Here is a 21,582-nt window from a genome sequence, read left to right as displayed (position 1 = left end):
ATCTTATCAATGGTACATATACAGTTCAGGGCACGTGACCGATGGCGTCACGTGCCCTGAATCGTATGTGTGCTTTCTGCGGTTATTAAGCCTTTTTCTTTGCGGTCATAAGTATTACCGCCGTTGTCATTGCTTCTGCGAGTGGCAAGGCAAGCCACGCACCGTTGCTTCCCACTGCCATAGGGAGGAGGATAAAGCATGGGATGCAGAAGACAAACCCTCGCAACACGGTGAAAACCATTGCTTTCTGTGCCTCCTCGATGCTTTGCAGATAACCTGTCATCACAACGTTTACGGCAATGAACAGGAATGCCGGAGAGTAGTAGGGCAGTCCGTCACGGCACAGCTCGTATGCATGGCAGCCCGGGTCCATGAAGGTCATCGCAATCAGGCTTGCTCCAATCCACATGAAAAGCATGCCGACGATGCCTGTTATTACAGCCGTTCCGAAGGCTATGCGCCGTGCGCCGGCAAGCCGTTCGCTGTCGTTCATGCCATGCGCAAAACTGATTATCGGCTGCACACTCTGTACAATGGCGTTGCCGACCATGAAGACTATCGGCAGGCAGTAGCATCCTACGGAGAACGCTGCCACACCGTCCTCGCCGAGATAGTGGATGAAGACATAGTTCCCGACGATTATTGTCGATGCCAAAGCCAGCTCTCCGAGAAGTCCCGAAGCACCGATTTTCATCTGGTAGCCGAGGTTTCGCGCGGTCAGTTCCATACTTGTGTGGCTCGTTTTCAGCCTGCGGAAATGCACGTTCTTTGTCTTCTTGAGCAGAAACCACAGCAATGGTATGCTGCCGGTGGCGAATGCCGACATGGTGGCTATCGCTGCGCCCTCCAACCCCATTTGCAGCGGAAAGATAAGCAGGTAGTCCAGCAGTATGTTCAGTGCTGCAATGGAGCAGTTTATGCCCATGGCAAACTTCGGGTTGCCGTCAAGGCGCACCATGAACATGCCTGTCATGCCGAACATGTTGAACGGAGTGAGCAGTGCCACCCACTTGATGTAGGAGCAGGCAAGTGGCAGCAGTGCCTCCGAACAGCCGAAGAACAGGCAGGTCTCCTTTTGGAAAGTGAAGACAAACGCTCCGAGAAGAATGCCGACAATGATGCTTGCGAGTACGCTTTGGGTAAGGTTGATGTTGGCAGCCTTTGTGTTTCCTTTCGCAAGATGAATGCTTGCCACCACGCTGCCGCCTATGCCGAACATCAGTCCGAGACCGCTGACAATCAGGTACAACGGTGCCACAATGCTCACCGCTGCCAATGCGTCGCTGCCCACACCGTGACCGACGAAAGCACCGTCGGTGATGTTCAGCACCACCATGGAAATCATTCCGACAAGGGTAGGGAGGAACATCTTGCGGAAAAGTCTCCCCACCGGTTCTTTCGAGAAGTCTAATGAGTCTCTGTTGTTGTTCATATTGTTTGTTGTTTTCTTAAGTTTTTAATGCAGCCATGCCTGCCGTCAATAGTTATCGATTACCATGCGCTGCTTCTCCTCCCACATCCTTCTCTTCTTCCCGAAGTCAGGGAGAATCTTCAGTTTTTCGGCCGCAAATAGCAGCAGACCAAGGAGGTTGCCGCCCATATTGCCGCCAATCTCCGCCAGCTCGGCATCAGTCTTGGTCATCGGAGTGAAGAGATTGGCTTGGTTGCCGCGCTTTCCCCATACCGTCACCTCCGCTATTGTTCGGGAGGCGGGCAGGAGGAAGAGAGTGTCAGTGAACTCGTCGCGCCGCAGATGGCGTGTGAGGAATCCGTTTCTCGTTATGCTTGCCGTGGCGAACGCCGTGTCCGTGATGCAATATTTGCCGTCCCATGGTGTGGTTATGGTCTTGCCGTTGCTTAGAGAAATGCAAGCTCCACGCAGTGGGACGTGCGTCAACTGGTTGGCAATCACTCCTTTGATTGTTGTGCCTTGTTCCTGCGTAATGCTGTCGCAATGCACTTCCTGCCTTGCCTCCGCATACAATGTGGACGCGAGAAGCATAGTTGTCAGAATCTTGCATGTCATAGGATTTTCTTTTAGAGGGGGTGATTTTTGTGGCAAAGGTACGACTTATTTTGCGAAGACCAAAACCTCTTGTTTGCGCTTTTGTGAAAGATTCAGGATAATAGGCATTAATTAACAAAAATCCGTTGTCTTGGACAGTTTGTTTCTGCGATAGTGCTTGTTGGCGATGTCCTTTGTTGTGATTGCTTGTTTGTGTTTGTCGGAAAATTAGAAAACTCATGCCTGTTTTGGCTCCTGAGGATCGCGTGAAAAGAAAAAATGACGGATTTCTGTGAAAAACGCACGGATTTTGTGTACAGGATAACTATTTGATAATCAAAATGTTGTGTATTTTGGTATGCAGAAAGATAACAAAAACAAGACAAAAGGTTACCTTTTGGAATGCGAAAGGTAACCTTTAGCAGGGCAGAGCGTAACCTTTAGTAAGGCAAAAGGATACCTTTTTCACCGTAAAATGTGGATTTTTTGCTTGGAAAACACCAAAAACAGCATTGAAAATTCTGATAAAACGCCATTTTGACCTTTGTTTCTCTGATTATGATAAATAGAACATTAGAAAACTCATGCATAAAAAACACTTGCTTTCCCATACCGCCATGCAGCATGAAAACTGCTATTTCCGCACCCACACGGAATCAGTTTGGCAGGTGAGGCGTTACCTTCGGATTAGCGACACAAGAGGGAACTTTAGTTAATTATTGTATAAGTTTCGTGCGTAAGTCAAATATTTATAGTAATTTTGCATTTATAATAAAAAAGATACACGCGCGTATGAAAACAAGAATGATATTGTGTGCCATGGCACTCACTACAGTTGTGGCGTCTGCACAGACAGTAAACGGCGGCCTTGACGCTGCCCAGATAAAGGATATAACAACACGTTCGGGTGTGGATTCGCCTGCACAGAAGGCTCTGACTACAGCAATCCGCATGAACCCTATCGACCAGTTGGCGAAGGGCGAGGCACAGCTGAAGGCTGTACCGTCACGTTTCTCCGTGGAGACAGCCAAGCAGTCCATCCACAACCAGAAGAGTTCGGGACGCTGCTGGATGTTCTCCGGCTTCAATGTCCTCCGCTCCGACTTCGCCGCAGCCGACACATTGGGTCGTGTGGTGGAGTTCTCTCAGGGCTATCTCTTTGTCTATGACCAGTTGGAGAAGGCCAACCTTATGCTTCAGGGAGTGATTGACACTGCCAAGAAACCTATGACTGACCCGGAGGTAGATTTCTTTTTCAGTCATCCTATAAGCGACGGCGGAACATTCTGCGGTGTCGTTGACCTCGTGAAGAAATATGGTCTTGTGCCTATGGAGGTCATGCCGGAGACATATTCTGCCGAGAGCACATCACGCATCGACCGCCTTGTGTCAAGCAAGCTCCGCGAGTACGGACTGAAATTGCGCAAGATGGTTGCCGACGGCAAGAAGCCTGCGGTGGTGAAAAAGGAGAAGACGGAGATGCTGAAGACCGTCTACCGTATGCTGACAATGGCTTACGGTGTGCCTCCTACAGAGTTCACCTACTGTCATCACGACAAGGACGGCAAGCCGGTGGGTGAGGAGAAGACCTACACTCCGCTGTCTTTCGCCGAGGAAGTTGGAGCGTTGAAGACGCTGAACGACGGCTACCTCATGGTCATGAACGACCCTCGCCACCCTTATCACAAGGTTTACGAGATAGAGTACGACCGTCACACTTACGACGGAACCAACTGGCGTTACCTCAATCTGCCTATGGAAGAGGTGGAAGCCCTTGCCATAAAGGCGCTGCAGGGCGGTCAGAAGATGTACTCTTCCTACGATGTCGGCAAGTTCTTGGACTCAAAGCGCGGTTTCGCATCGCTTGAGAACTTCGACTATGCAAGCCTTTTCCAGACCGATTTCAGCATGAACAAGGCGGAGCGCATCAGCACACACGACAGCGGTTCCACTCATGCCATGACCCTCTCCGCCGTGAATCTTGACGCAAAAGGACAGCCTACGGCATGGAAAGTGGAGAACTCATGGGGCTCGGACCACGGACAGAAAGGCTGTCTCGTCATGACTGCCGACTGGTTCAAGGAGTATATGTTCCGCCTTGTTGTGCCTGTGAAGTACGCTTCCAAGGAACTCATGAAGGAGTATGCCCAAAAGCCGGTCATGCTGAAGTATGACGACGCACTGTTCTCTGACAAATAAGCCGGGGAAGAACAGCATATTAAGCAACTGTCGTTTAGCCTGAAATTGCTGTCCGACAGTTGCTTATAACACGAAAAAACACGAAAAGCAAGGAATAAAGGAGAAATGTCTCAATTACTTGATAAGATTAATACTCCGGAAGACCTCCGCCGTCTCAGGGTGGAGGAACTGCCGCTTCTGTGCGATGAACTGCGCCGTGAGGTTGTCAACGACTGTGCTGTCAACCCCGGACATTTCGCCTCAAGCCTCGGAGCACTGGAGCTTACGGTGGCTCTCCACTATGTCTTCGACACTCCGGAGGACAGGATAGTCTGGGACGTCGGTCATCAGGCTTATCCGCATAAGATACTCACCGGACGCCGTGAAGCCTTCAAGACCAACCGAAAGCTCCACGGACTGAAGCCGTTCCCGTCACCGGAGGAGTCGGAGTACGATACCTTTACCTGCGGACATGCCTCAAACAGCATCTCCGCAGCTCTCGGTATGGCGGTGGCAGCGCGTCTCTCAAAGGACGAAGCGGCTAAGGACGGCAAGAAAAAAGATAATGGAAAAATGCGCCATGTCGTGGCCGTCATTGGCGACGGAGCAATGTCCGGCGGTCTGGCTTTTGAAGGACTTAACAATGTCTCTTCATCACCTAACGACCTGCTTATCATCCTGAATGACAACAACATGTCCATCGACCGCTCTGTCGGTGGCATGAAGCAGTACCTTCTGAACCTGAACACAGGAAAGAGGTACAATGACTTCCGCATGAAGTTTGCCGGTTGGATGGGGGCACATGGCTGGATGGACGAGAAACGCAAGAAGACAATCATACGTTTGAGCAACGCTTTCAAGTCTGCATTGTCACAGCAGCAGAACATTTTCGAGGGGATGAACATCCGCTATTTCGGCCCTGTGGACGGCAACAATGTCATTGAGACCGTGCGTGTCATGCGTTTGCTGAAGGACATGAAAGGCCCTAAGCTCCTGCATCTGCACACAGTGAAGGGTCATGGCTACAAGCCTGCCGAGGAAATGCCGACCATCTGGCACGCACCGGGAGTCTTTGACCCGGAGACAGGCAAGCGGCGTGAGGGTGAAGGACAAGAGGGGGAGAATGAAAAGTCTCAGAAACCTCCTAAGTTTCAGACTGTTTTCGGTGAGACTTTGCTTGAACTCGCCGGGCAGAACCCTAAGATTGTCGGTGTCACTCCTGCCATGCCGACTGGCTGCTCCATGAACATCATGATGGAGAAGATGCCTTCACGCACCTTTGATGTGGGAATCGCCGAAGGCCATGCCGTGACTTTCTCGGGAGGAATGGCTAAGGACGGGCTGCAACCTTTCTGCAACATCTACTCCGCTTTCGCACAGAGAGCGTATGACAACATAATACATGATGTGGCGACAATGCGCCTTCCTGTCGTCCTTTGCTTCGACAGGGCGGGACTTGTCGGTGAGGACGGGCCTACGCACCATGGTGCTTTTGACATGGCAGCGTTGCGCCCTGTGCCTAATCTGACCATCTGTTCGCCAATGGATGAGCATGAGTTGCGCCACATGATGTACACTGCACAGCTGCCGGAGAAGGGCACATGGGTCATCCGCTATCCTCGCGGATGCGGTTCACAACCGGACTGGAAATGCCCGATGCATGAACTGCCGGTGGGAAAGGGCAGGCTTATGTGTGAGGGCAAGCGCACTGCGGTACTCACAATCGGACCGCTTGGCGTGGATGCCGGTGAGGTGGCAAGGGAAGAAAATGCTGCACATTATGACATGCGATTCCTCAAACCTCTTGATGAGGACATCCTTCGTGAGGTTTCGGAGCGATATGAGCGTATTGTGACCGTGGAGGACGGCACACGCAATGGCGGTCTTGGTTCTGCTGTGTGTGAATGGCTTCAGGACCATGGCAAGATGATTCCTGTCACGCGTCTCGGGCTTCCTGACTATTTTGTGGAGCATGGAACGGTGAATGAATTGAGAGAAATTGTCGGACTTGACAAGGATTCCATCCGCTCTGCTATAAGAGGCTGCGGAGGGTGCTGCGGAAAACAAATGACAAACAAGGACGAAAGATGAGACTTATTATAGCCGGTGCCGGAGATATGGGTGTTCACCTGTCAAAACTTCTGGCGGGAGAGAATTTCGACTGCACACTGATAGACGATGACAATGAGCGTCTTGCTGATGTCGGTGCAAACTGCGATGTCATGACGATGGTGGCTTCACCGACAAGTCTGCGTGCGCTTTCCGATGCAGGGGCGGCAGACTCGGACTTGTACATAGCCGTCACTCCTGACGAGACGACGAACATAACGAGTGCCGCAATAGCAAAGGCTTTGGGCGCAAGGAAGACTGTTGCGCGCATCGATAATTTTGAGTATATCGACCCGACATTGCCGGATGTGTTCCCGAAAATTGGCGTGGACTCCATGATTTATCCTGAAGTGTTCGCTGCAAGGGACATTATCAACGGACTGAAGATGTCGTGGGTGCGTCAGCGGTGGGATGTCTTTGACGGTGAACTGGTGCTGCTTGCCATAAAGATGCGCACCTACTCAAAGATTCTCGATACTCCGCTGAAAGACCTTTGCGGACCGGATGACCCGTATCACATCGTTGCCATAAAGCGTGGCAACGAGACTGTCATCCCGGGTGGCTGGGACACGGTGGAGGATGGTGACCTCTGCTATTTCATGACCACTAAGGAGTACATCCCTTACATCCGTCAGATAGTTGGCAAGGAGGATTATGCCGACGTGAGGAATGTCATGGTTATGGGTGGCGACAAGGCTGCGGTACGCGTGGCTCACACCATCCCTGAGTACATGAACCTCAAGATCATAGAGCGTGACGAGGCACGTTGCAACCGCCTTAACGAATTGATTAACAAGAAGAATGTTATGGTTATCCATGGTGACGGTCGCGATATGTCTCTTCTTCGTGACGAGAACATTGCCAATACGCAGGCTTTTGTGGCGTTGACCGGCAATGCTGAGACGAACATCCTTGCTTGTCTGGCAGCGAAACGTCGCGGAGTGCGCAAGACTGTGGCACAGGTGGAGAACGTGGACTATATCTCTATGGCGGAAAGTCTTGACATCGGAACGATTATAAACAAGAAAATCATCGCGGCAGGGCATATCTATCAGATGCTTCTTGCCAACAATGTGTCAAACGTAAAGTTCTTCATGACGGCGAACGCTGATGTGGCGGAGTTCCTTGTGGCTGAGAAATCGAAGGTCACAAGGAAGCCTGTGAAAGATCTCGGGCTGCCGAAAGGCGTCACCATCGGCGGACTTCTGCGTGACGGGCATGGAATGTTGGTGTCGGGTAATACGCAGATTCAGCCGGGCGACTCCGTCATGGTGTTCTCCCATGATGTGAATCTGCGCAAGATAGGGCAACTGTTTAAATAAGAAGCCATGGTGAGTTGAAAAGGTTGTCATGGGTCTTCATGATGTCTCATGTTGTCTCATTTGTTGCAACATGTTGTCTCATGATACATCATGTTGCCTTTAACAAAAAAAGTAAAGAAAGTGCTTAACTGGAGAATAATATCAAGGATTATGGGCTCGCTGCTGTGGCTGGAGGCATCGCTTCTCCTGCTGTGCATGGTGCTCTCTGTCTGTTATGGTGAGAAGGATACGTTGCCATTCCTGTGGACAATAGTGATTACTGCGCTGGCAGGGTTCGGATGCTACACCTATGGAAAGGGGGCACGGAACAGCCTGAGCAGGAAAGATGCCTATTTCCTTGTCTCTGCAACGTGGATTGTCTTCTCGTTTTTCGGAATGCTGCCGTTCTATATAGGCGGATATATCCCAAACCTGACGAATGCTTATTTTGAGACAATCTCAGGGTTCACCACTACTGGAGCGACAATCATCGATGATGTTGAGGTGCTTCCTCATGCCATACTCTTCTGGCGGACGATGACGCAATGGATTGGAGGCCTCGGCATCGTGTTCTTCACCATAGCACTGCTGCCGTCGCTGGTTGGCGGAGGTGGCAACATAAAAGTGTTCTCGGCAGAGGCGACAGGACCGATAAAGACAAAGCTGCATCCGAGAATCTCCACCACATCCCATGCCATCTGGATGGTCTACATCATACTTACTGCGGCATGTATGGGCTTCTATTATATAGGTGGCATGTCTGTGTTCGACAGTGTAAACTATGCCATGACAACGACGGCGACAGGAGGCTTTTCGACACACAACTCATCAACAGAGTTTTTCAACTCACCGTTCATAGAACTCTCCGGAGCGTTCTTCTGCTTCCTGTCAGGCGTGAACTTCACACTGTTGTACATGTCTGTGGTGAAACTGAAGATAATGGACTTGTTCAAGAACACCGAATTGCGCTTCTATCTCTTCGTGACATGTGCCGCAACGGTGGTTGTCATGTATTATCTGATAGCGTACAATGACTATTCTGTATGGCGGGCGTTCCGCTTTGGCATATTCCAGGTGGTCTCTTTCCTTACGAGTACGGGACTGTTCAGTGACGACGCTGCACGCTGGCCTCATGTGACGTGGATTGTTCTTGGCATCTGCATGTACATCGGAGGTTGTGCCGGATCTACGGCAGGAGGAAACAAGTGCGTACGCATCGTGATTGTCTTCAAGATAATCATCAATGAGTTCCGCCAGATTCTTCACCCTAATGCGGTGCTTCCTGTGCGCGTCAACGACACGATAATATCGCAGTCGGCACGTAATCGGCTGCTGGCATTCATGATGCTTTATTTTGTGCTGTTCCTTGTGGCGGCGACATATTTCATAGCAATAGGTGTTGATGTCATCAACTCCATAACGCTGTGCCTGTCGTGCCTTTCCAATGTCGGTCCGACACTTGGCACGGAAATCGGTCCGACAATGTCATGGGGGGAGTTGCCAATGACCTGCAAGTGGTTCTGCTCTGTGCTGATGCTTGTCGGACGTCTTGAAATCTTCACGGTGCTGATACTCTTCACACCGGAGTTTTGGAAAAACAATTAATGTAATATATAAAAAATTAAGGTAAAAGAAAAATGAAAGTAGCAATTGTTGGCGCTTCCGGCGCAGTCGGACAGGAGTTTCTCCGCGTTCTTGACGAAAGGAATTTCCCTCTTGATGAGCTTGTGCTTTTTGGCTCTACACGCTCTGCGGGCACAAAGTACACATTCCGCGGAAAGGAATATGAAGTGCAGCTCCTTAAGCATGGCGATGATTTCAAGGATGTGGACATAGCATTCACATCTGCAGGTGCCGGCACATCAAAGGAATTCTGTGAGGACATCACCAAGTATGGTGCGGTGATGATTGACAATTCCTCTGCTTTCCGTATGGACAACGATGTGCCTCTCGTTGTGCCTGAGTGCAATGCCGAGGATGCTCTTGTGCGTCCGCGTGGCATCATTGCCAATCCTAACTGCACGACAATCATGATGGTTGTCTGCCTGCAGCCTATCGAGAAACTCTCTCACATCAAGCGCATACATGTCGCTTCTTACCAGTCTGCGTCAGGTGCCGGTGCTGCGGCAATGGCAGAACTGCAGCAGCAGTACAAGCAGCTTGCCAACGGCGAGCAGCCGGAGGTAGAGAAGTTCGCTTACCAGTTGGCTTACAATGTCATCCCTCAGATAGATGTTTTCCAGGACAATGGTTACACAAAGGAGGAGATGAAGATGTTCAACGAGACAAAGAAAATCATGCACACCGACGCGCGCTGCTCTGCAATGTGTGTCCGCATCTCTTCTCTCCGCGCACATTCCGAGGCGGTATGGATTGAGACTGAAGAGCCTGTATCCGTGGAAGCTGCAAAGGAGGCATTCCGTAATGCAGAGGGTGTGACGCTCATCGACGACATGGCGAAGGTTGGTGCAAAGGCTGATCCGGACGCAGCCAAGGAGACAATGGAAGGATTGCCTTACCCGATGCCTCTCTACACAGCAGGAAAGGATGATGTCTACGTAGGCCGTGTACGTGAAGACCTTGCCGGTGACAATGGTCTGACATTCTGGCTCTCAGGTGACCAGATAAAGAAAGGTGCGGCTCTCAATGCCGTACAGATTGCAGAGTATCTGATAAAGGTAGGTAATGTAAAATAGGATAAAGGCAACTGTATGTTGCAGCGCAATAAAGGGGAGCGTCAGAAGCTCCCCTTTTCGTTACGTTTACCCTCCAAGGTCGCAGGGTAGTGCACATATTAATAATATAGAACGATGAAGAAATATTTTGTTGATGCCTTGGGCGCAATGGCTCAGGGACTTTTCGCATCACTGCTTATAGGCACAATCATCTCCACCATAGGACAACAGGCAGGTGTTGCATGGCTTATTGAAATCGGTGATTTCGCAAAATCAATGGCAGGCCCTGCCATGGCTGTTGCAATAGCTTATGCCTTGCAAGCATCGCCATTGGTGCTTTTCTCTATGACCGTTGTCGGAGCGGCAGCCAACGCTCTTGGCGGTGCCGGTGGACCTTTGGCAGTGTTCTTTATGGCAATTGCCGCTACGGAAGCAGGCAAACTCGTATCAAGAAAGACAAAGGTTGACATCATTGTCACTCCGCTTGTCACCATAGGTGTGGGCGTCGGGCTGTCACAGTTGCTTGCACCTGCCATTGGCAGTGCCGCAATCAGCATCGGTGAGCTTATCATGTGGGCTACCGAGCAGCAGCCGTTTGTCATGGGAATTGTTGTCAGTGTTGTCATGGGAATATGCCTTACGTTGCCGATTTCTTCTGCAGCGATATGCGCAGCCCTCGGCCTGACAGGACTTGCAGGTGGTGCTGCCGTGGCAGGATGCTGTGCGCAGATGGTTGGTTTTGCTTTTGCAAGTTTCAAGGAAAACCGCTGGAGTGGCCTGCTGTCACAAGGCATAGGCACAAGTATGCTGCAGATGGGCAACATTGTTAAGAATCCCCGTATATGGCTTCCTGCAATCCTTGTCAGTGCGGTGACAGGCCCTCTTGCCACCTGTCTGTTCCACCTTGAGATGAATGGCCCTGCTATCTCTTCAGGAATGGGAACTTGCGGCTTGGTCGGCCAGATTGGTGTCTATACCGGTTGGGTGGCAGACATCGCGTCAGGAAGCAAGGCCGCCGTCACGACAATGGACTGGACAGGCTTGTTGCTCATCTCCTTTGTCCTGCCGGCTATCCTCGCCCCACTTTTCCGTTACCTGCTTGAAAGAGTAGGTTGGATAAAGACCGGAGACATGAAGCTTGATGCGTGACGTCCGTTTCCATCGTCCATTGCATAAGTACACTTTTCTTGCTCAGCCAAACAGCTCTTGCAGCTCATCGTTGCTGAGTTTTCCAATCCAGCTCTCGCCGCTTGCCACTGTCATGTCGGCGAGAGCTTTCTTTTTCTGTATCATGTCATCAATGCGTTCCTCGAATGTTCCTCGAGTGATAAACCGATGCACAATGACATTCTTGTTCTGACCTATGCGATAGGCACGGTCTGTGGCTTGTGCCTCGACAGCGGGATTCCACCAAAGATCATAATGTATCACATGGGAGGCTGCGGTAAGGTTCAGTCCTGTGCCGGCAGCTTTCAGTGAGAGTATGAGCGCACGGTCTTGAGTATTGTTTTGGAAACGCTCCACTATTTCGTTGCGTTGGCTTATGCTGCATCCGCCATGATAGAACAGCGGTTGGCGTCCTGTTTTTTCCGCAATGAAGCGTTCAAGCATGTCGCCCATCTGTTTGAACTGTGTGAATACGAGTACTTTCTCTCCGGCATCGGTGATGGCTGCGATGTTGTCAAGCAAAGTCTGTACCTTTGCGGAGATGTCAGGGCGAAAGTCTCCGTTCTTAAGGAACAGGGCAGGGTGGTTACAGATTTGTTTTAGGGCAAGAATCATTTGGAGTATAAGCCCTTGGCGTTTGAACAACTGTTTGTTGTCATCGCTCTTTATGGCGGTTATGCTTTCCATTGCAGCGTCCAGCGTTGTCTGGTAGAGTGCGGCCTGGTCAGGCAATAGGGTGACATAGTCGTTCTTCTCTATCTTGTCAGGCAAGTCACTGATTATACTCTTGTCGGTCTTCATTCGCCGCATCATGAACGGTGCAGTTATTTTGCGAAACCGTTCTGCGCATGCGGCATCGCCCTGTTGCTGTATCGGTTTGGCAAAACGCTCATGGAAGTCTTTTTCTGTGTCAAGGTATCCGCGGTTGGTGTAGTTCATTATGCTCCAAAACTCCGACAGGCGGTTTTCAACAGGTGTTCCGCTTAATGCTATGTGTATGTCGGCAGGAATGGAGCATACGGCTTTTGACTGCTGTGCAGTATGGTTTTTGATGTTTTGCGCCTCGTCGATTACCATGAGCCGCCATGGTTGTCTCTTTAGTTTTGCCGCATCAGTGCGCACCATGCCGTAGGTTGTCAGAAGGATGTCAGAATGGAAACGCCTCAAGGAGCGTGCTCCGCCATGGTACATCTCGCATGAAAGGTTTGGTGCGAACCTTTCCACTTCCGCCATCCAGTTGGAGAGAAGTCCGGTAGGTGCGACGATAAGGATACGCTTTTCGCTCAAGGCGTTTTCTTCCTTCAGTTTTGCGATAAGGGTTATGGTTTGCAGTGTTTTTCCGAGACCCATGTCATCGGCAAGTATGGAGCCAAAGCCTATCCTCATGTTCCGATACATCCATGAGAATCCTCGCTGCTGGTATGGGCGCAGTGCGGCGTTGATGTCCGCAGGCAGTGGTATCTCTTCCTGCTGTGTAAGTTTTTTTATGAGTTCTTTTACTTCATCGCTGAGTTGTATGGGAGCAGACTCATATTCTCCGCTCAATACAGTTTGCAGGAGTTTCCCGTCACTGAGTTTGTCTGTCTTGGATATGGTGTCATGAATCTTTTTCAGGTCATCAGGACTTGTATATACAAACTGCCCTTTGAACTTCAGTAGTGTAGCATTGTTGCTCATCAGTTTTTCAAACTCATCCAAGGAGATGACGGTGTCACCGACGGCTACTTTCCATGAGAAAGACAAAAGATCTTTAAGTCCGAACATGCTGTTGTCACTGTTCTTGCGCGACACCTGCATTGTGGCTTTTGGGCGCAGCAGGGCAACAAAGGATTTTGGCATATAAACCTTGATGTCCAGTGTTTTTACAATAGGAATGACATCCAACAACAGTGGAGCAAACTCCTCATAACTGTATGTCAGCGGTGCGGCAGCTCCACGGTCGATATATTCTGTTATGCCCTTTATGAGTGTGGCTATCAGCGCGAATGGGCGGAGCATGATGAAGCGTTCGTCCATATAGTCATCGTTGCCAATGACCTCGCTCAAGGCGATGACCCTTGATTCCGGATGTTGGCGGTCGCTGACGGCAAGATGCAGAAGAACTTGTTCTTTCTCTTCATCGTCAATAAAACTGAAAACGGGCTGATAACGCCCTTGTACGCTCCAAAGATGGTCAATCCATGCCTTTACCGCACCGGGGCGTTCCGTGTCGCCGATGTTGCCAAGGCTTACTGTCTTGTTTTTGAAGAACACATTGTATATGTCATCATTGGAGGCTGAGGAAGGTGCCAGCTTGCTTATAAGGTGGGTGATATATAGCGATACAAGTGCCTTTGCCGGTTCTTGTGGGTATGTTCTCCGCTTTTCTTTGGGAAAGACAACTATGTCCGGCGGTGTAATGTTTGTAAGTTCAGAAATGACGTTACGAACCTGATTGTCTATCTCGGCGGGCATCCAGAAAATGGCGTATCCTACTTTAGGATAACATACTATCCGAGGTGCGACACAGCCGCACTTTATAAGATGTATCGCTGTCATAAGCGCTTGATGGGCGGCAATGACGCTATGGGTATGGCTTGAAAGAGCATCAAGGTTCAGGCTGAGCAATGACATGATGTTCTCGCCAATGGTGTCGGTGGCCGCCACTGTCTGTATCTTGGAATCCTCCGTGAGTCGCAGATAGGATTCTACACCAAGAACCTTGCCGGCAGAAGCCACTCCTCCAAGCACTCTGTCCAGTGAACGCTGCACCTTCTTTAATGTTGTGGCATACGTGCTTTTGAAATTACCTCGTGTTGCAAACGACGGATTGTCAGGTAAAAGTTGAAGCAGCATCTCTGTGTGGTTTTCAAGTGTACTGAAATCAATACGCTTGAATGAATTGCCGGAGAGTGGTGTGGCTGATGCGGCCGGGTTGGAGGAAAGCCCGAACAGTGTGTCTTCCGTGGGAATCTCTGTTTCTTTCTTTGTGCTTTCTGCTCCTATTCCTCGTTTTGCAAGTTCTTCCATGAGGTTTACTCCGTGCATCTCGAAAACGAGGAAAGGATTGTTGTCAATCTCACGGCTAATCATATATATGACCGCGGCAAGATGCTTGCATGGGACAGCCCAATCAGGACAGCTGCATTGCATCTTAAGGTCGTTCCATGTTGTTGGGAACAACTGTATGCCACATTTGTCCGCTATGCTTAGAACCTCGGTGTCGAGTTTGCGGTCAAGGAGGTTGCTGATGATGGAAGGATGGGTGCAGAGTGCGTCAATCAGCTTGTGTGCCTCCGCAGGTGAGAATCTCGGTATTTCTATCCTTATATTATATGGTTGTGCTTTGCTGCCTTTAACTTTCGCATTGATTACATTCCCGCTGATCTTTATTTCCTTGACACATCCGTTACGCGCATACTTTGTGCCGCGAGGGATACGATTGACGTAATCTATATGTGTCAGTGAACGCAGCCAAGCCTCTCCCCACCATGTCTTACCGAATTTCTCAGCCATAGTTTATGTTTGTTTCTCTTTGGATTGTAATCCTCATGCATATTAACTCAACTAATCTTTAGAATCTGCATGAGAAGATGATAAGGTATGTCTTCTTTGAAATCCATGTGACAATGAGTGCCTATTCTTGCAACATGTTGTTGAATCAACAGCAATCAAGAGTTGCAAAATAGAAACCCTCAGTCTGCAACTGAATCTAATAGTTTTGTTACCTCAACAATAATGGCAGGGATGTCATGTATTGCAGTGTTCCACAATGTTTCAGGAACCACTGTACTATAACCATGAACAAGAACATGGCGCATACCCGCTATTTCTTTCCAAGGGAGAGTAGCGTGCTGTTCGCGGAATTCCTTTGTGAGCATATAAGCTGCTTCACCAACTATTTCCACGTTCTTCATGACGGAATAATAGATGGTAATATCATCTCTAAACTGTTCAAATGATTTTCCTTGGATGATTCGGATGACATTCTCGGAATAATGCAGCATATCCTGCAGTCGTCCCTTGTCCCTACTTGCCTCTCTCATAAATCAGAATTTTATCGCGTTCTACGGTTTCACGAGCATAAGGACGCAAAGCACCATCCTCAATAAAATCAACTTTTCTGCCCAAGAGCTGGTTCAAATCCATATAAATGGCTCCCTGAGTGAAAAGACTGAAATGTTGACTCCTGTCAGCTTCAAAAAGTAAGTCGATGTCACTGTCTGGCCTTTCTTCCCCACGTGAACAAGAGCCGAACAGCCAAACTTTTTTGATTGGCCGGTCTTTCATGAGAGCCCTGATTTTGGGGATATATTCACGAACTTGTTTGTTTATCATACTTTTGTGAAATTAAATTATTTGCAAATATAATTTTTTATCTGCAAATCACCAAACAAAACAGCCTTTTTATGCTAAATTAAGGATTCTTTCTTTTACAAAGCACTATGGTGGCAAGAGAATAAAACATTCCTCTTGCCACGTGAGCGCAAAGTCAGTTCTTTCGTGGATGAAAACTTTCTGCTGCCTTGAAGTTGAATATCGGCTTGATGATGTTTTTGATTCTGACCGTATCTTGGATGTTTGCCATGATTTCTTCTTGAGGCTTATAGACCATCGGTGATTCGTCCTTAGTCTCCTCTGTGACAGTCTCGCTATAGACACCTTGCATGGACTGCTTGAAATCGTCCATGTCAATCTGTTTGAATGCTTGGCTGCGACTCATGATGCGTCCTGCGCCATGTGGGGCGGAACAGTTCCAGTCGTCGTTGCCCTTTCCTATGCAAATCAACGAACCGTCGCGCATGTTCAGTGGAATGATGCAACGCTCATCGAGTTGTGCGGAGATAGCACCTTTGCGAATCATATTGTTGTCAGCGATATAGTTATGGACGCTCTCGAAAGCGGCATCATAATCGGGCATACACCCCTCCTGAATCAGAAAGTCCATTAACAAGTCTGCTATCAGACGGCGATTGATTACAGCCCAGCGCTGGCACAGGCGCATGTCATGCAGATAGTCCTCACGGAACTGTCCTTCAAGGAAAGAAAGGTCAGGAGCCACTTTTGGCTTGCGCATCTTGAAAGAGCTGTGCAACTGACGGATGACCTCCTTCAGTTCCGCCTTTCTGCCTGCACTCTTGTATTCCTCAATCAGCCGGTCTCGCTCTGCCACTAACTCGTCCCATCCTGATTGGCACTTCACGGCAAGTGTCTGATAAATCTGTGCCACCTGCTTGCCGAGATTGCGGCTGCCGGTATGCACAACGAGATAAAACAGTCCCTTATCGTCCTTGTTCAACTCAATGAAATGATTGCCACCGCCCAGCGAACCGATGGATTTGTTGAGGCGTCTCAGTTCTTTCAGTTCACGATAGCAGTGCATTTGCAGTATCAGCTTCTTCGCCTCACTGTACCGTTCCATGTACTTTTCAGGCAGCGGAGAATAATTATCGTCCCTATGGTTTCTGCCTGAAGGTATGGTACGGAGGATGTACTCATTGAAAGCATGGAAATCAATGTCTTTCGTGACAGAGAACGGCTGTACAAGAATACCGCAACCTATGTCCACGCCCACTATGTTAGGAATAACCTTGTCGCCCAAGTTGCCTGTGAATCCTATCACACATCCTGCACCTGCATGTACATCAGGCATGATTCTTATCTTGCAATCGCTGAATACATCAATGGAGAGAAGTTCCTCTATTTGCTCGATTGCCGTCTCTTCCACATTGTCTGTGAATATTTTCACATTGTAGTTTTCTATTGTTTTCATACACTTTGTGCTTTTAGTTTAATAAAAACTCCCATCCACCCGTTAAGTGATTAATGATTTCGAATGTAAAGTTGCAGCATGAGTATGCCAAAATACTGCATAGGATGAATAAATTAATGGATTTTATTGAAATACTTTCATTTTTCCCGTCATAATCAAGCGTTACGATTGTCAGACTTCTTGTTTGTGCGTCTTCTCCATGAGTAATTTTGTAATAGCTCTACTATCGCACCTATGATTATAAATGGCATCCCAGCAATTAAAGAAGCATACAAATAAACTTTAAGTGCTATTAGGAAGGCAGTTCCTGTTCCGCTGTCCATAATGTGCTCATGCCAAATCAGAACCGTAGTGGCATATTCTCCCAATATGTCATTAAGCCATGTCGGGTAATCGTAGATAAGCAGATAGCAGACAATCGTCATAGGAGGTATCCACACGAACAAATCAAGTAGCAAAACCAGCAATTTAAATACCATGTCGTTGCTGCCATTACAAGATTCAGAATCTTTTTTCTTCATGGCATTCTTTTTTTTGTTTCTGTAGTTTCGCAGGTTTCTGTATGTGTATATTTGCCCTCCAATATACAAACATACCAATAGCATGTAAATAAGGATATCTAACCAAAGTATTCCTATTGGGACGCCAAAAAATCTTTCGACCTCTGCTGGTAAGACACTCAACCATCCTTCGTTCATAATTCTTTGTTTTTTAGTTATGTAAATATTGTTTCCGTAGTCCGATTCCTCCTGAGAGGGATTTCTGAGTGCAAAGTTAAAGGCGATGTGTGCCAAAACGCGGCAGAGGAAGAAAAATGTTTAGAAAATAAGTTAGTCCACAAAATTAATTTGCATTATCTGCGCCGTTATTTTTGAGGAAAAAGCGTAGGTTGAAGAGGGAGTGTAGCGGGCTACATGACCGATGATACCTATGGTTTTTACCAAAAAGAACAAGTAGAGAAGGCGAAAGACAAATCCATACATAACGATTGAAAATAATGTCGGTTAATTTTGTGGACTAACTTATCGTTTAATTTTGTGGACTGACTTATATTTATTCTTTATAGAAGATGAAACACCTGTTGCTCTTGTTTTTATCCGTTATAAGCAACTGTTGAAAATTAGTTTGTACTAAAACTTGTTCTGTTGCTTAGTGTTTCTATTAACACTGCCAATTATATGAAGATTGTGGAGTTTGCCATAATAGATTGCACGGAATTTTTGTGGAAATAGTGCACTTTGATGTTATTAAAATCGCGGAATAGCGCAGTTTATGGATTAAAAAAACATAAAATAGCGCACTTTGATGCTGTAAAAATCGCAAAATAGCGCAGTTTGTGGACAAACTTAGTTACTTATATGCCTTCCATTGATTCTGCGTGCATTTGACTCCTTAGCTCATTGCTAATCAGTGGTGGCATCATCACAGCCACCTCATTATTATGGAGGTGACTGTGATGTTAGTACGCATCGTGCGTTGTAGAGTGATACATATTTTTTGATATAATGTCGATTTGCAAAACATTATAACTATTTGCCCAACATTCCAAGAAGCAGTTGGAACATCTTTGGACCTATTCCGTTGGAATCCATATAGGAATCATCGGCACAGTTGCGTTTTCTCTTGCCACTCAGCAAGTCCCAATAATACTTTGTATCCATATTTAAATGTTTTTGTTAATTATAATTTAATCATCAAATGACTCTAACCAATCCTCTTGATCTTGCGTACGTTCTTCGTAGTCCTCATCAGTTTCGTCATCTTGACGTTCCCAAGATGTTGGAGTGTAATCGTCAAACTCCTCTTCATCATCGTCATAATTTTTCATCATAGTGCTCTTCTTGTGTTTGTAATTATTTTGGTTCTACTTCAACACTTCCGTCTGGATTGTATTTGACTTTGTATCCTTTGTGGATGCCATAAATAGCAGCTGTCCCTCCAAGGATAACCGCAATTTCTGCAGCAGATATGGTTACCGTACCTACTGTTAATGCAGTCATGGTTGCTAAGCCGGAGAGCCCTCCTGTGAATGGCATAGCAAGTAATCCTCCTACAGCAACTGCTGCCGCAGCTATTTTTGTATTCTTCTTGCTCTTTTGTTTTTTAATAAAGCTGTCAGCCAAAGGTCCAGTGACTCGTACTTTCTCTTTGGCTTTTAGAGCTTTTGCAAGTTCTTCTTTTGTTGTAACTGTTCTCATAATTATTATTGTTAGAATTATTTATTATTACCAAGACATGTTCTCCGGTTATTTGCTTTTATTGCCATAGAGTTTCCATAGAGCTTTAACCAAGAACTCGCCAGCTTTTCTTTTGCCGTTATGATCTATATAGCTTTTGTCAGAAGCTGACATGCCTCTTGTTCCTGTTAAAATATCCTTTGTCCATTTTGTATCTTTGGACAAATCTTTTGCAAGTTCAATTGTGTCTTTGAGAAATTTCATGATGATTTGTTTTTATACGTAAAATCAGACAAATTAGTCAATTAAGTTCTACGAAATTCATAACCCTGTTACACATACGCTTTCTATATCGCCAAGCCGCCTTGATGAGGGGGATTGCCGTGGATTTCTTTATGGGCGGGCCTATCAGTTTTTTTATTCTTCATATTCTGCTTCTTTTGCCTTCTGGTATCCACTTCTAAAAAGTTCCATATCCTCTTGTAGTCTAAGATTTAGCTTTTGTGCCATTGGTTTGAAAGATGCATAAGTTAGACCGCCAGAAATAGCTGCGCCAACAATCGGTATAATCTTAGATAAACCACGTGCAAAACTTTTTTTTGTGACACTAATTCCAATCTATGCGGCGACTTTCTTAACAATAGGATAAATCACAGTTTTAGTTAAAGCCATTCTTGGTACCCGTTTTGTTATTTGTTCTGCAAAACCACGTACGATAAAGTTTACTCCCTCATTGGCGACTACAATACCAGACATTACGCCGACAAATAAGGTCAATATATTTTTAGACTCCTCAGATAATTCCCCATTATCATCAGTCAGAGAAGGATAACCGTAAATGTATGCTAATTCTTGAGCTAAACGTAGTACATGACCATAGAATTGTGCTAAATCGGCAGGTATGGTTCCAACCATACTAAACCCTCCAGGGAGTCCTGCAGCTGCCGATAACAATGTAGTATTACGTGTTGATGATGCTATACAATCTGTTACTACGCGTTTAATGATTTTTTCATCCAAGTAATTTGCAGGGCTGCTTTCCAATATCCCTAACATTGTTTTCGCATCGCAATACTTGCGAAATTTTGCAGTGAGGAAAGCGTTCCTATCCACTTTGATGACAGGAAGCTTCATGGCGGAGCCTAAGATTCCATTCCACACTTGTATTCCCTTTTCTTGATTTTCCATTGTTGCTTATTTAAAGATTGTTATAGATTTTGTTGATCAACTTATTTTCACACACTCACCTTCAATATTGCCACGCCACCTTGGTGAGGGACATTGTCGTGGATTTCCCTTGGGACGAGTTGGAGGGTTTTTAGGTCGATACATTCGTGCCAGACATAGTTGTTAGTGTCTTTCCATGCATACACTTCCTCCATGGTTTTGCCGAGGTGTTGGGCGAGGATGGCGAAGGCGGTGTCATGGAGACGGGTGCGTATGCCTTTTTCAAGTTGGCGCTCGGTGAAGCATGAGCCTATGCCATCGGGGATTATGACTTCTGCTTTCACCAGACCGGTGCGTGCGAAGTCTATCTCTCCGTTGGTAAATATGATACCGTCAGTGCAGGAGTTCTCCTTGAGAATTTGACTCCATGGCTTTCCCCACATATTATTATAGTGCTTGTTTTTTGGTATATAGTCCGTGTCAGGAAGCCAGCGTGAGTTGCCTTGTTCACCGCTCCAACAGCCGTTGGAGGTTGGAAGTCCACCCATAAGGTTGTCATGAAGGTCTGTGGCGGACATATTGCCTATACTTCTAATGACTCCCGCCTTATAATTACTGATGTTACTCATAGATATGTTTTTAGGTTATATTTGTTTACAATGCCGGCGCATGTGGTCCTTTATTACTTCCTTTCGGATGGTAGGCACATGTGCCGCCAACCATTGTCATGATTGATGGGAATTGTCTGCCACAATACTTGCAGGTGTACTTGGACTTCTCGCTGCCTTCGTAGAGTTTGTGACGACCGCGGTTGCAGCCATCAGGATGCCTTGAACAAGTGGCGGAGGTGAGAAGACGAACATCGGGGAACTTGTGCCCGCAATATTCGCAATAATAGTTGTTTTTAGCCATACTTAGGTTTATATTAGTTAAGCAAATTATCAACAATATTTTTATAGATAAAGTCATATTGCTCAGAGTTTTTTTTATTGCTCTAAGAACTCTAAGAATCCAAAGAAATTTTCTTGATTCGTCAGGGTGATTTGTGAAT

The 21,582-nt window shown here is 47.2% G+C and carries 20 protein-coding genes; 6 read left to right on the top strand and 14 right to left on the bottom strand.

Annotation, left to right across the window (positions count from 1 at the left end):
• Window positions 1-85 precede the first annotated feature (85 nt).
• Window positions 86-1,432 carry an MATE family efflux transporter gene (locus tag HPS57_RS10315; RefSeq protein ID WP_172182819.1) on the bottom strand — a complete coding sequence of 449 codons (1,347 nt, stop codon included), beginning with the start codon at window positions 1,430-1,432 and terminating at the stop codon, window positions 86-88.
• Between the two features lie 45 nt (window positions 1,433-1,477).
• A complete protein-coding gene (locus tag HPS57_RS10310; protein WP_172182817.1) occupies window positions 1,478-2,026 on the bottom strand; it encodes a hypothetical protein in 549 nt (182 codons plus the stop codon).
• 771 nt (window positions 2,027-2,797) lie between these two features.
• Here HPS57_RS10310 and HPS57_RS10305 point away from each other — a divergent pair.
• From HPS57_RS10305 to HPS57_RS10280, 6 genes are all read left to right on the top strand, one after another.
• On the top strand, window positions 2,798-4,204 hold the full coding sequence (locus HPS57_RS10305) for a C1 family peptidase (RefSeq protein WP_172182815.1): 1,407 nt from the start codon (window positions 2,798-2,800) through the stop codon (window positions 4,202-4,204).
• Window positions 4,205-4,309: 105 nt separating this feature from the next.
• The gene (gene dxs / locus HPS57_RS10300; protein ID WP_172182813.1) at window positions 4,310-6,274 is read left to right on the top strand and encodes a 1-deoxy-D-xylulose-5-phosphate synthase; all 1,965 of its coding nucleotides are present in this window, start codon (window positions 4,310-4,312) and stop codon (window positions 6,272-6,274) included.
• Window positions 6,271-7,614, top strand: coding sequence for a Trk system potassium transporter TrkA (trkA, locus tag HPS57_RS10295; protein ID WP_172182811.1), 1,344 nt, complete (start codon window positions 6,271-6,273; stop codon window positions 7,612-7,614). The genes dxs and trkA overlap by 4 nt, the downstream gene beginning before the upstream one ends.
• Window positions 7,615-7,734: 120 nt before the next feature.
• Entirely contained in the window at window positions 7,735-9,198 is a 1,464-nt protein-coding gene (locus tag HPS57_RS10290; RefSeq protein WP_172182982.1) for a TrkH family potassium uptake protein, read from the top strand.
• Between the two features lie 32 nt (window positions 9,199-9,230).
• Complete coding sequence (locus HPS57_RS10285; RefSeq protein ID WP_172182809.1) at window positions 9,231-10,289, top strand: aspartate-semialdehyde dehydrogenase; 1,059 nt, start codon at window positions 9,231-9,233, stop codon at window positions 10,287-10,289.
• Window positions 10,290-10,403: 114 nt separating this feature from the next.
• On the top strand, window positions 10,404-11,417 hold the full coding sequence (locus HPS57_RS10280; protein ID WP_172182807.1) for a PTS sugar transporter subunit IIC: 1,014 nt from the start codon (window positions 10,404-10,406) through the stop codon (window positions 11,415-11,417).
• 42 nt (window positions 11,418-11,459) lie between these two features.
• Here HPS57_RS10280 and HPS57_RS10275 read toward each other — a convergent pair whose 3' ends face one another.
• The 12 genes from HPS57_RS10275 to HPS57_RS10225 form a co-directional block, all read right to left on the bottom strand.
• Window positions 11,460-14,930, bottom strand: a complete 3,471-nt coding sequence (locus HPS57_RS10275; RefSeq protein WP_172182805.1) for a DEAD/DEAH box helicase — start codon at window positions 14,928-14,930, stop codon at window positions 11,460-11,462.
• A 179-nt stretch (window positions 14,931-15,109) separates the two neighbouring features.
• Window positions 15,110-15,460: a HepT-like ribonuclease domain-containing protein gene (locus tag HPS57_RS10270; protein ID WP_172182803.1), complete on the bottom strand. Its 351-nt coding sequence runs from the start codon at window positions 15,458-15,460 to the stop codon at window positions 15,110-15,112.
• Entirely contained in the window at window positions 15,444-15,752 is a 309-nt protein-coding gene (locus HPS57_RS10265; RefSeq protein ID WP_172182801.1) for a nucleotidyltransferase family protein, read from the bottom strand. Before HPS57_RS10265 ends, HPS57_RS10270 begins: the two co-directional genes overlap by 17 nt.
• Before the next feature lie 154 nt (window positions 15,753-15,906).
• Window positions 15,907-17,187, bottom strand: a complete 1,281-nt coding sequence (locus HPS57_RS10260; RefSeq protein ID WP_172182799.1) for an RtcB family protein — start codon at window positions 17,185-17,187, stop codon at window positions 15,907-15,909.
• Between the two features lie 155 nt (window positions 17,188-17,342).
• Complete coding sequence (locus HPS57_RS10255) at window positions 17,343-17,708, bottom strand: hypothetical protein (RefSeq protein WP_172182797.1); 366 nt, start codon at window positions 17,706-17,708, stop codon at window positions 17,343-17,345.
• Between the two features lie 1,008 nt (window positions 17,709-18,716).
• Entirely contained in the window at window positions 18,717-18,848 is a 132-nt protein-coding gene (locus HPS57_RS14445; protein WP_256378288.1) for a hypothetical protein, read from the bottom strand.
• 26 nt (window positions 18,849-18,874) lie between these two features.
• Entirely contained in the window at window positions 18,875-19,018 is a 144-nt protein-coding gene (locus tag HPS57_RS10250) for a hypothetical protein (protein ID WP_172182795.1), read from the bottom strand.
• A 22-nt stretch (window positions 19,019-19,040) separates the two neighbouring features.
• The gene (locus HPS57_RS10245) at window positions 19,041-19,385 is read right to left on the bottom strand and encodes a PM1101 family membrane protein (RefSeq protein ID WP_172182793.1); all 345 of its coding nucleotides are present in this window, start codon (window positions 19,383-19,385) and stop codon (window positions 19,041-19,043) included.
• Window positions 19,386-19,433: 48 nt separating this feature from the next.
• Window positions 19,434-19,628 carry a hypothetical protein gene (locus HPS57_RS10240; RefSeq protein ID WP_172182791.1) on the bottom strand — a complete coding sequence of 65 codons (195 nt, stop codon included), beginning with the start codon at window positions 19,626-19,628 and terminating at the stop codon, window positions 19,434-19,436.
• 354 nt (window positions 19,629-19,982) lie between these two features.
• Window positions 19,983-20,552 (bottom strand): hypothetical protein, encoded by a 570-nt coding sequence (locus HPS57_RS10235; RefSeq protein ID WP_172182789.1) that lies wholly within the window; start codon window positions 20,550-20,552, stop codon window positions 19,983-19,985.
• Between the two features lie 47 nt (window positions 20,553-20,599).
• Entirely contained in the window at window positions 20,600-21,160 is a 561-nt protein-coding gene (locus HPS57_RS10230; RefSeq protein WP_172182787.1) for an HNH endonuclease signature motif containing protein, read from the bottom strand.
• A gap of 25 nt (window positions 21,161-21,185) precedes the next feature.
• Window positions 21,186-21,443 carry a hypothetical protein gene (locus HPS57_RS10225; RefSeq protein WP_172182785.1) on the bottom strand — a complete coding sequence of 86 codons (258 nt, stop codon included), beginning with the start codon at window positions 21,441-21,443 and terminating at the stop codon, window positions 21,186-21,188.
• Between the last annotated feature and the right edge of the window lie 139 nt (window positions 21,444-21,582).

It is taken from the genome of Palleniella intestinalis, assembly GCF_013166595.1.
In the GTDB taxonomy this organism is placed as follows: domain Bacteria; phylum Bacteroidota; class Bacteroidia; order Bacteroidales; family Bacteroidaceae; genus Prevotella; species Prevotella intestinalis.
This window is presented reverse-complemented; position numbering and strand designations above follow the sequence as displayed.

Bases quoted from the DNA above. Each gene is read 5' to 3' on its own strand.
- HPS57_RS10315 (WP_172182819.1), bottom strand. From the start codon at position 1,432: ATGAACAACAACAGAGACTCATTAGACTTCTCGAAAGAACCGGTGGGG.
- HPS57_RS10310 (WP_172182817.1), bottom strand. From the start codon at position 2,026: ATGACATGCAAGATTCTGACAACTATGCTTCTCGCGTCCACATTGTAT.
- HPS57_RS10305 (WP_172182815.1), top strand. From the start codon at position 2,798: ATGAAAACAAGAATGATATTGTGTGCCATGGCACTCACTACAGTTGTG.
- dxs (WP_172182813.1), top strand. From the start codon at position 4,310: ATGTCTCAATTACTTGATAAGATTAATACTCCGGAAGACCTCCGCCGT.
- trkA (WP_172182811.1), top strand. From the start codon at position 6,271: ATGAGACTTATTATAGCCGGTGCCGGAGATATGGGTGTTCACCTGTCA.
- HPS57_RS10285 (WP_172182809.1), top strand. From the start codon at position 9,231: ATGAAAGTAGCAATTGTTGGCGCTTCCGGCGCAGTCGGACAGGAGTTT.
- HPS57_RS10280 (WP_172182807.1), top strand. From the start codon at position 10,404: ATGAAGAAATATTTTGTTGATGCCTTGGGCGCAATGGCTCAGGGACTT.
- HPS57_RS10275 (WP_172182805.1), bottom strand. From the start codon at position 14,930: ATGGCTGAGAAATTCGGTAAGACATGGTGGGGAGAGGCTTGGCTGCGT.
- HPS57_RS10270 (WP_172182803.1), bottom strand. From the start codon at position 15,460: ATGAGAGAGGCAAGTAGGGACAAGGGACGACTGCAGGATATGCTGCAT.
- HPS57_RS10265 (WP_172182801.1), bottom strand. From the start codon at position 15,752: ATGATAAACAAACAAGTTCGTGAATATATCCCCAAAATCAGGGCTCTC.
- HPS57_RS10260 (WP_172182799.1), bottom strand. From the start codon at position 17,187: ATGAAAACAATAGAAAACTACAATGTGAAAATATTCACAGACAATGTG.
- HPS57_RS10255 (WP_172182797.1), bottom strand. From the start codon at position 17,708: ATGAAGAAAAAAGATTCTGAATCTTGTAATGGCAGCAACGACATGGTA.
- HPS57_RS14445 (WP_256378288.1), bottom strand. From the start codon at position 18,848: ATGGATACAAAGTATTATTGGGACTTGCTGAGTGGCAAGAGAAAACGC.
- HPS57_RS10250 (WP_172182795.1), bottom strand. From the start codon at position 19,018: ATGATGAAAAATTATGACGATGATGAAGAGGAGTTTGACGATTACACT.
- HPS57_RS10245 (WP_172182793.1), bottom strand. From the start codon at position 19,385: ATGAGAACAGTTACAACAAAAGAAGAACTTGCAAAAGCTCTAAAAGCC.
- HPS57_RS10240 (WP_172182791.1), bottom strand. From the start codon at position 19,628: ATGAAATTTCTCAAAGACACAATTGAACTTGCAAAAGATTTGTCCAAA.
- HPS57_RS10235 (WP_172182789.1), bottom strand. From the start codon at position 20,552: ATGGAAAATCAAGAAAAGGGAATACAAGTGTGGAATGGAATCTTAGGC.
- HPS57_RS10230 (WP_172182787.1), bottom strand. From the start codon at position 21,160: ATGAGTAACATCAGTAATTATAAGGCGGGAGTCATTAGAAGTATAGGC.
- HPS57_RS10225 (WP_172182785.1), bottom strand. From the start codon at position 21,443: ATGGCTAAAAACAACTATTATTGCGAATATTGCGGGCACAAGTTCCCC.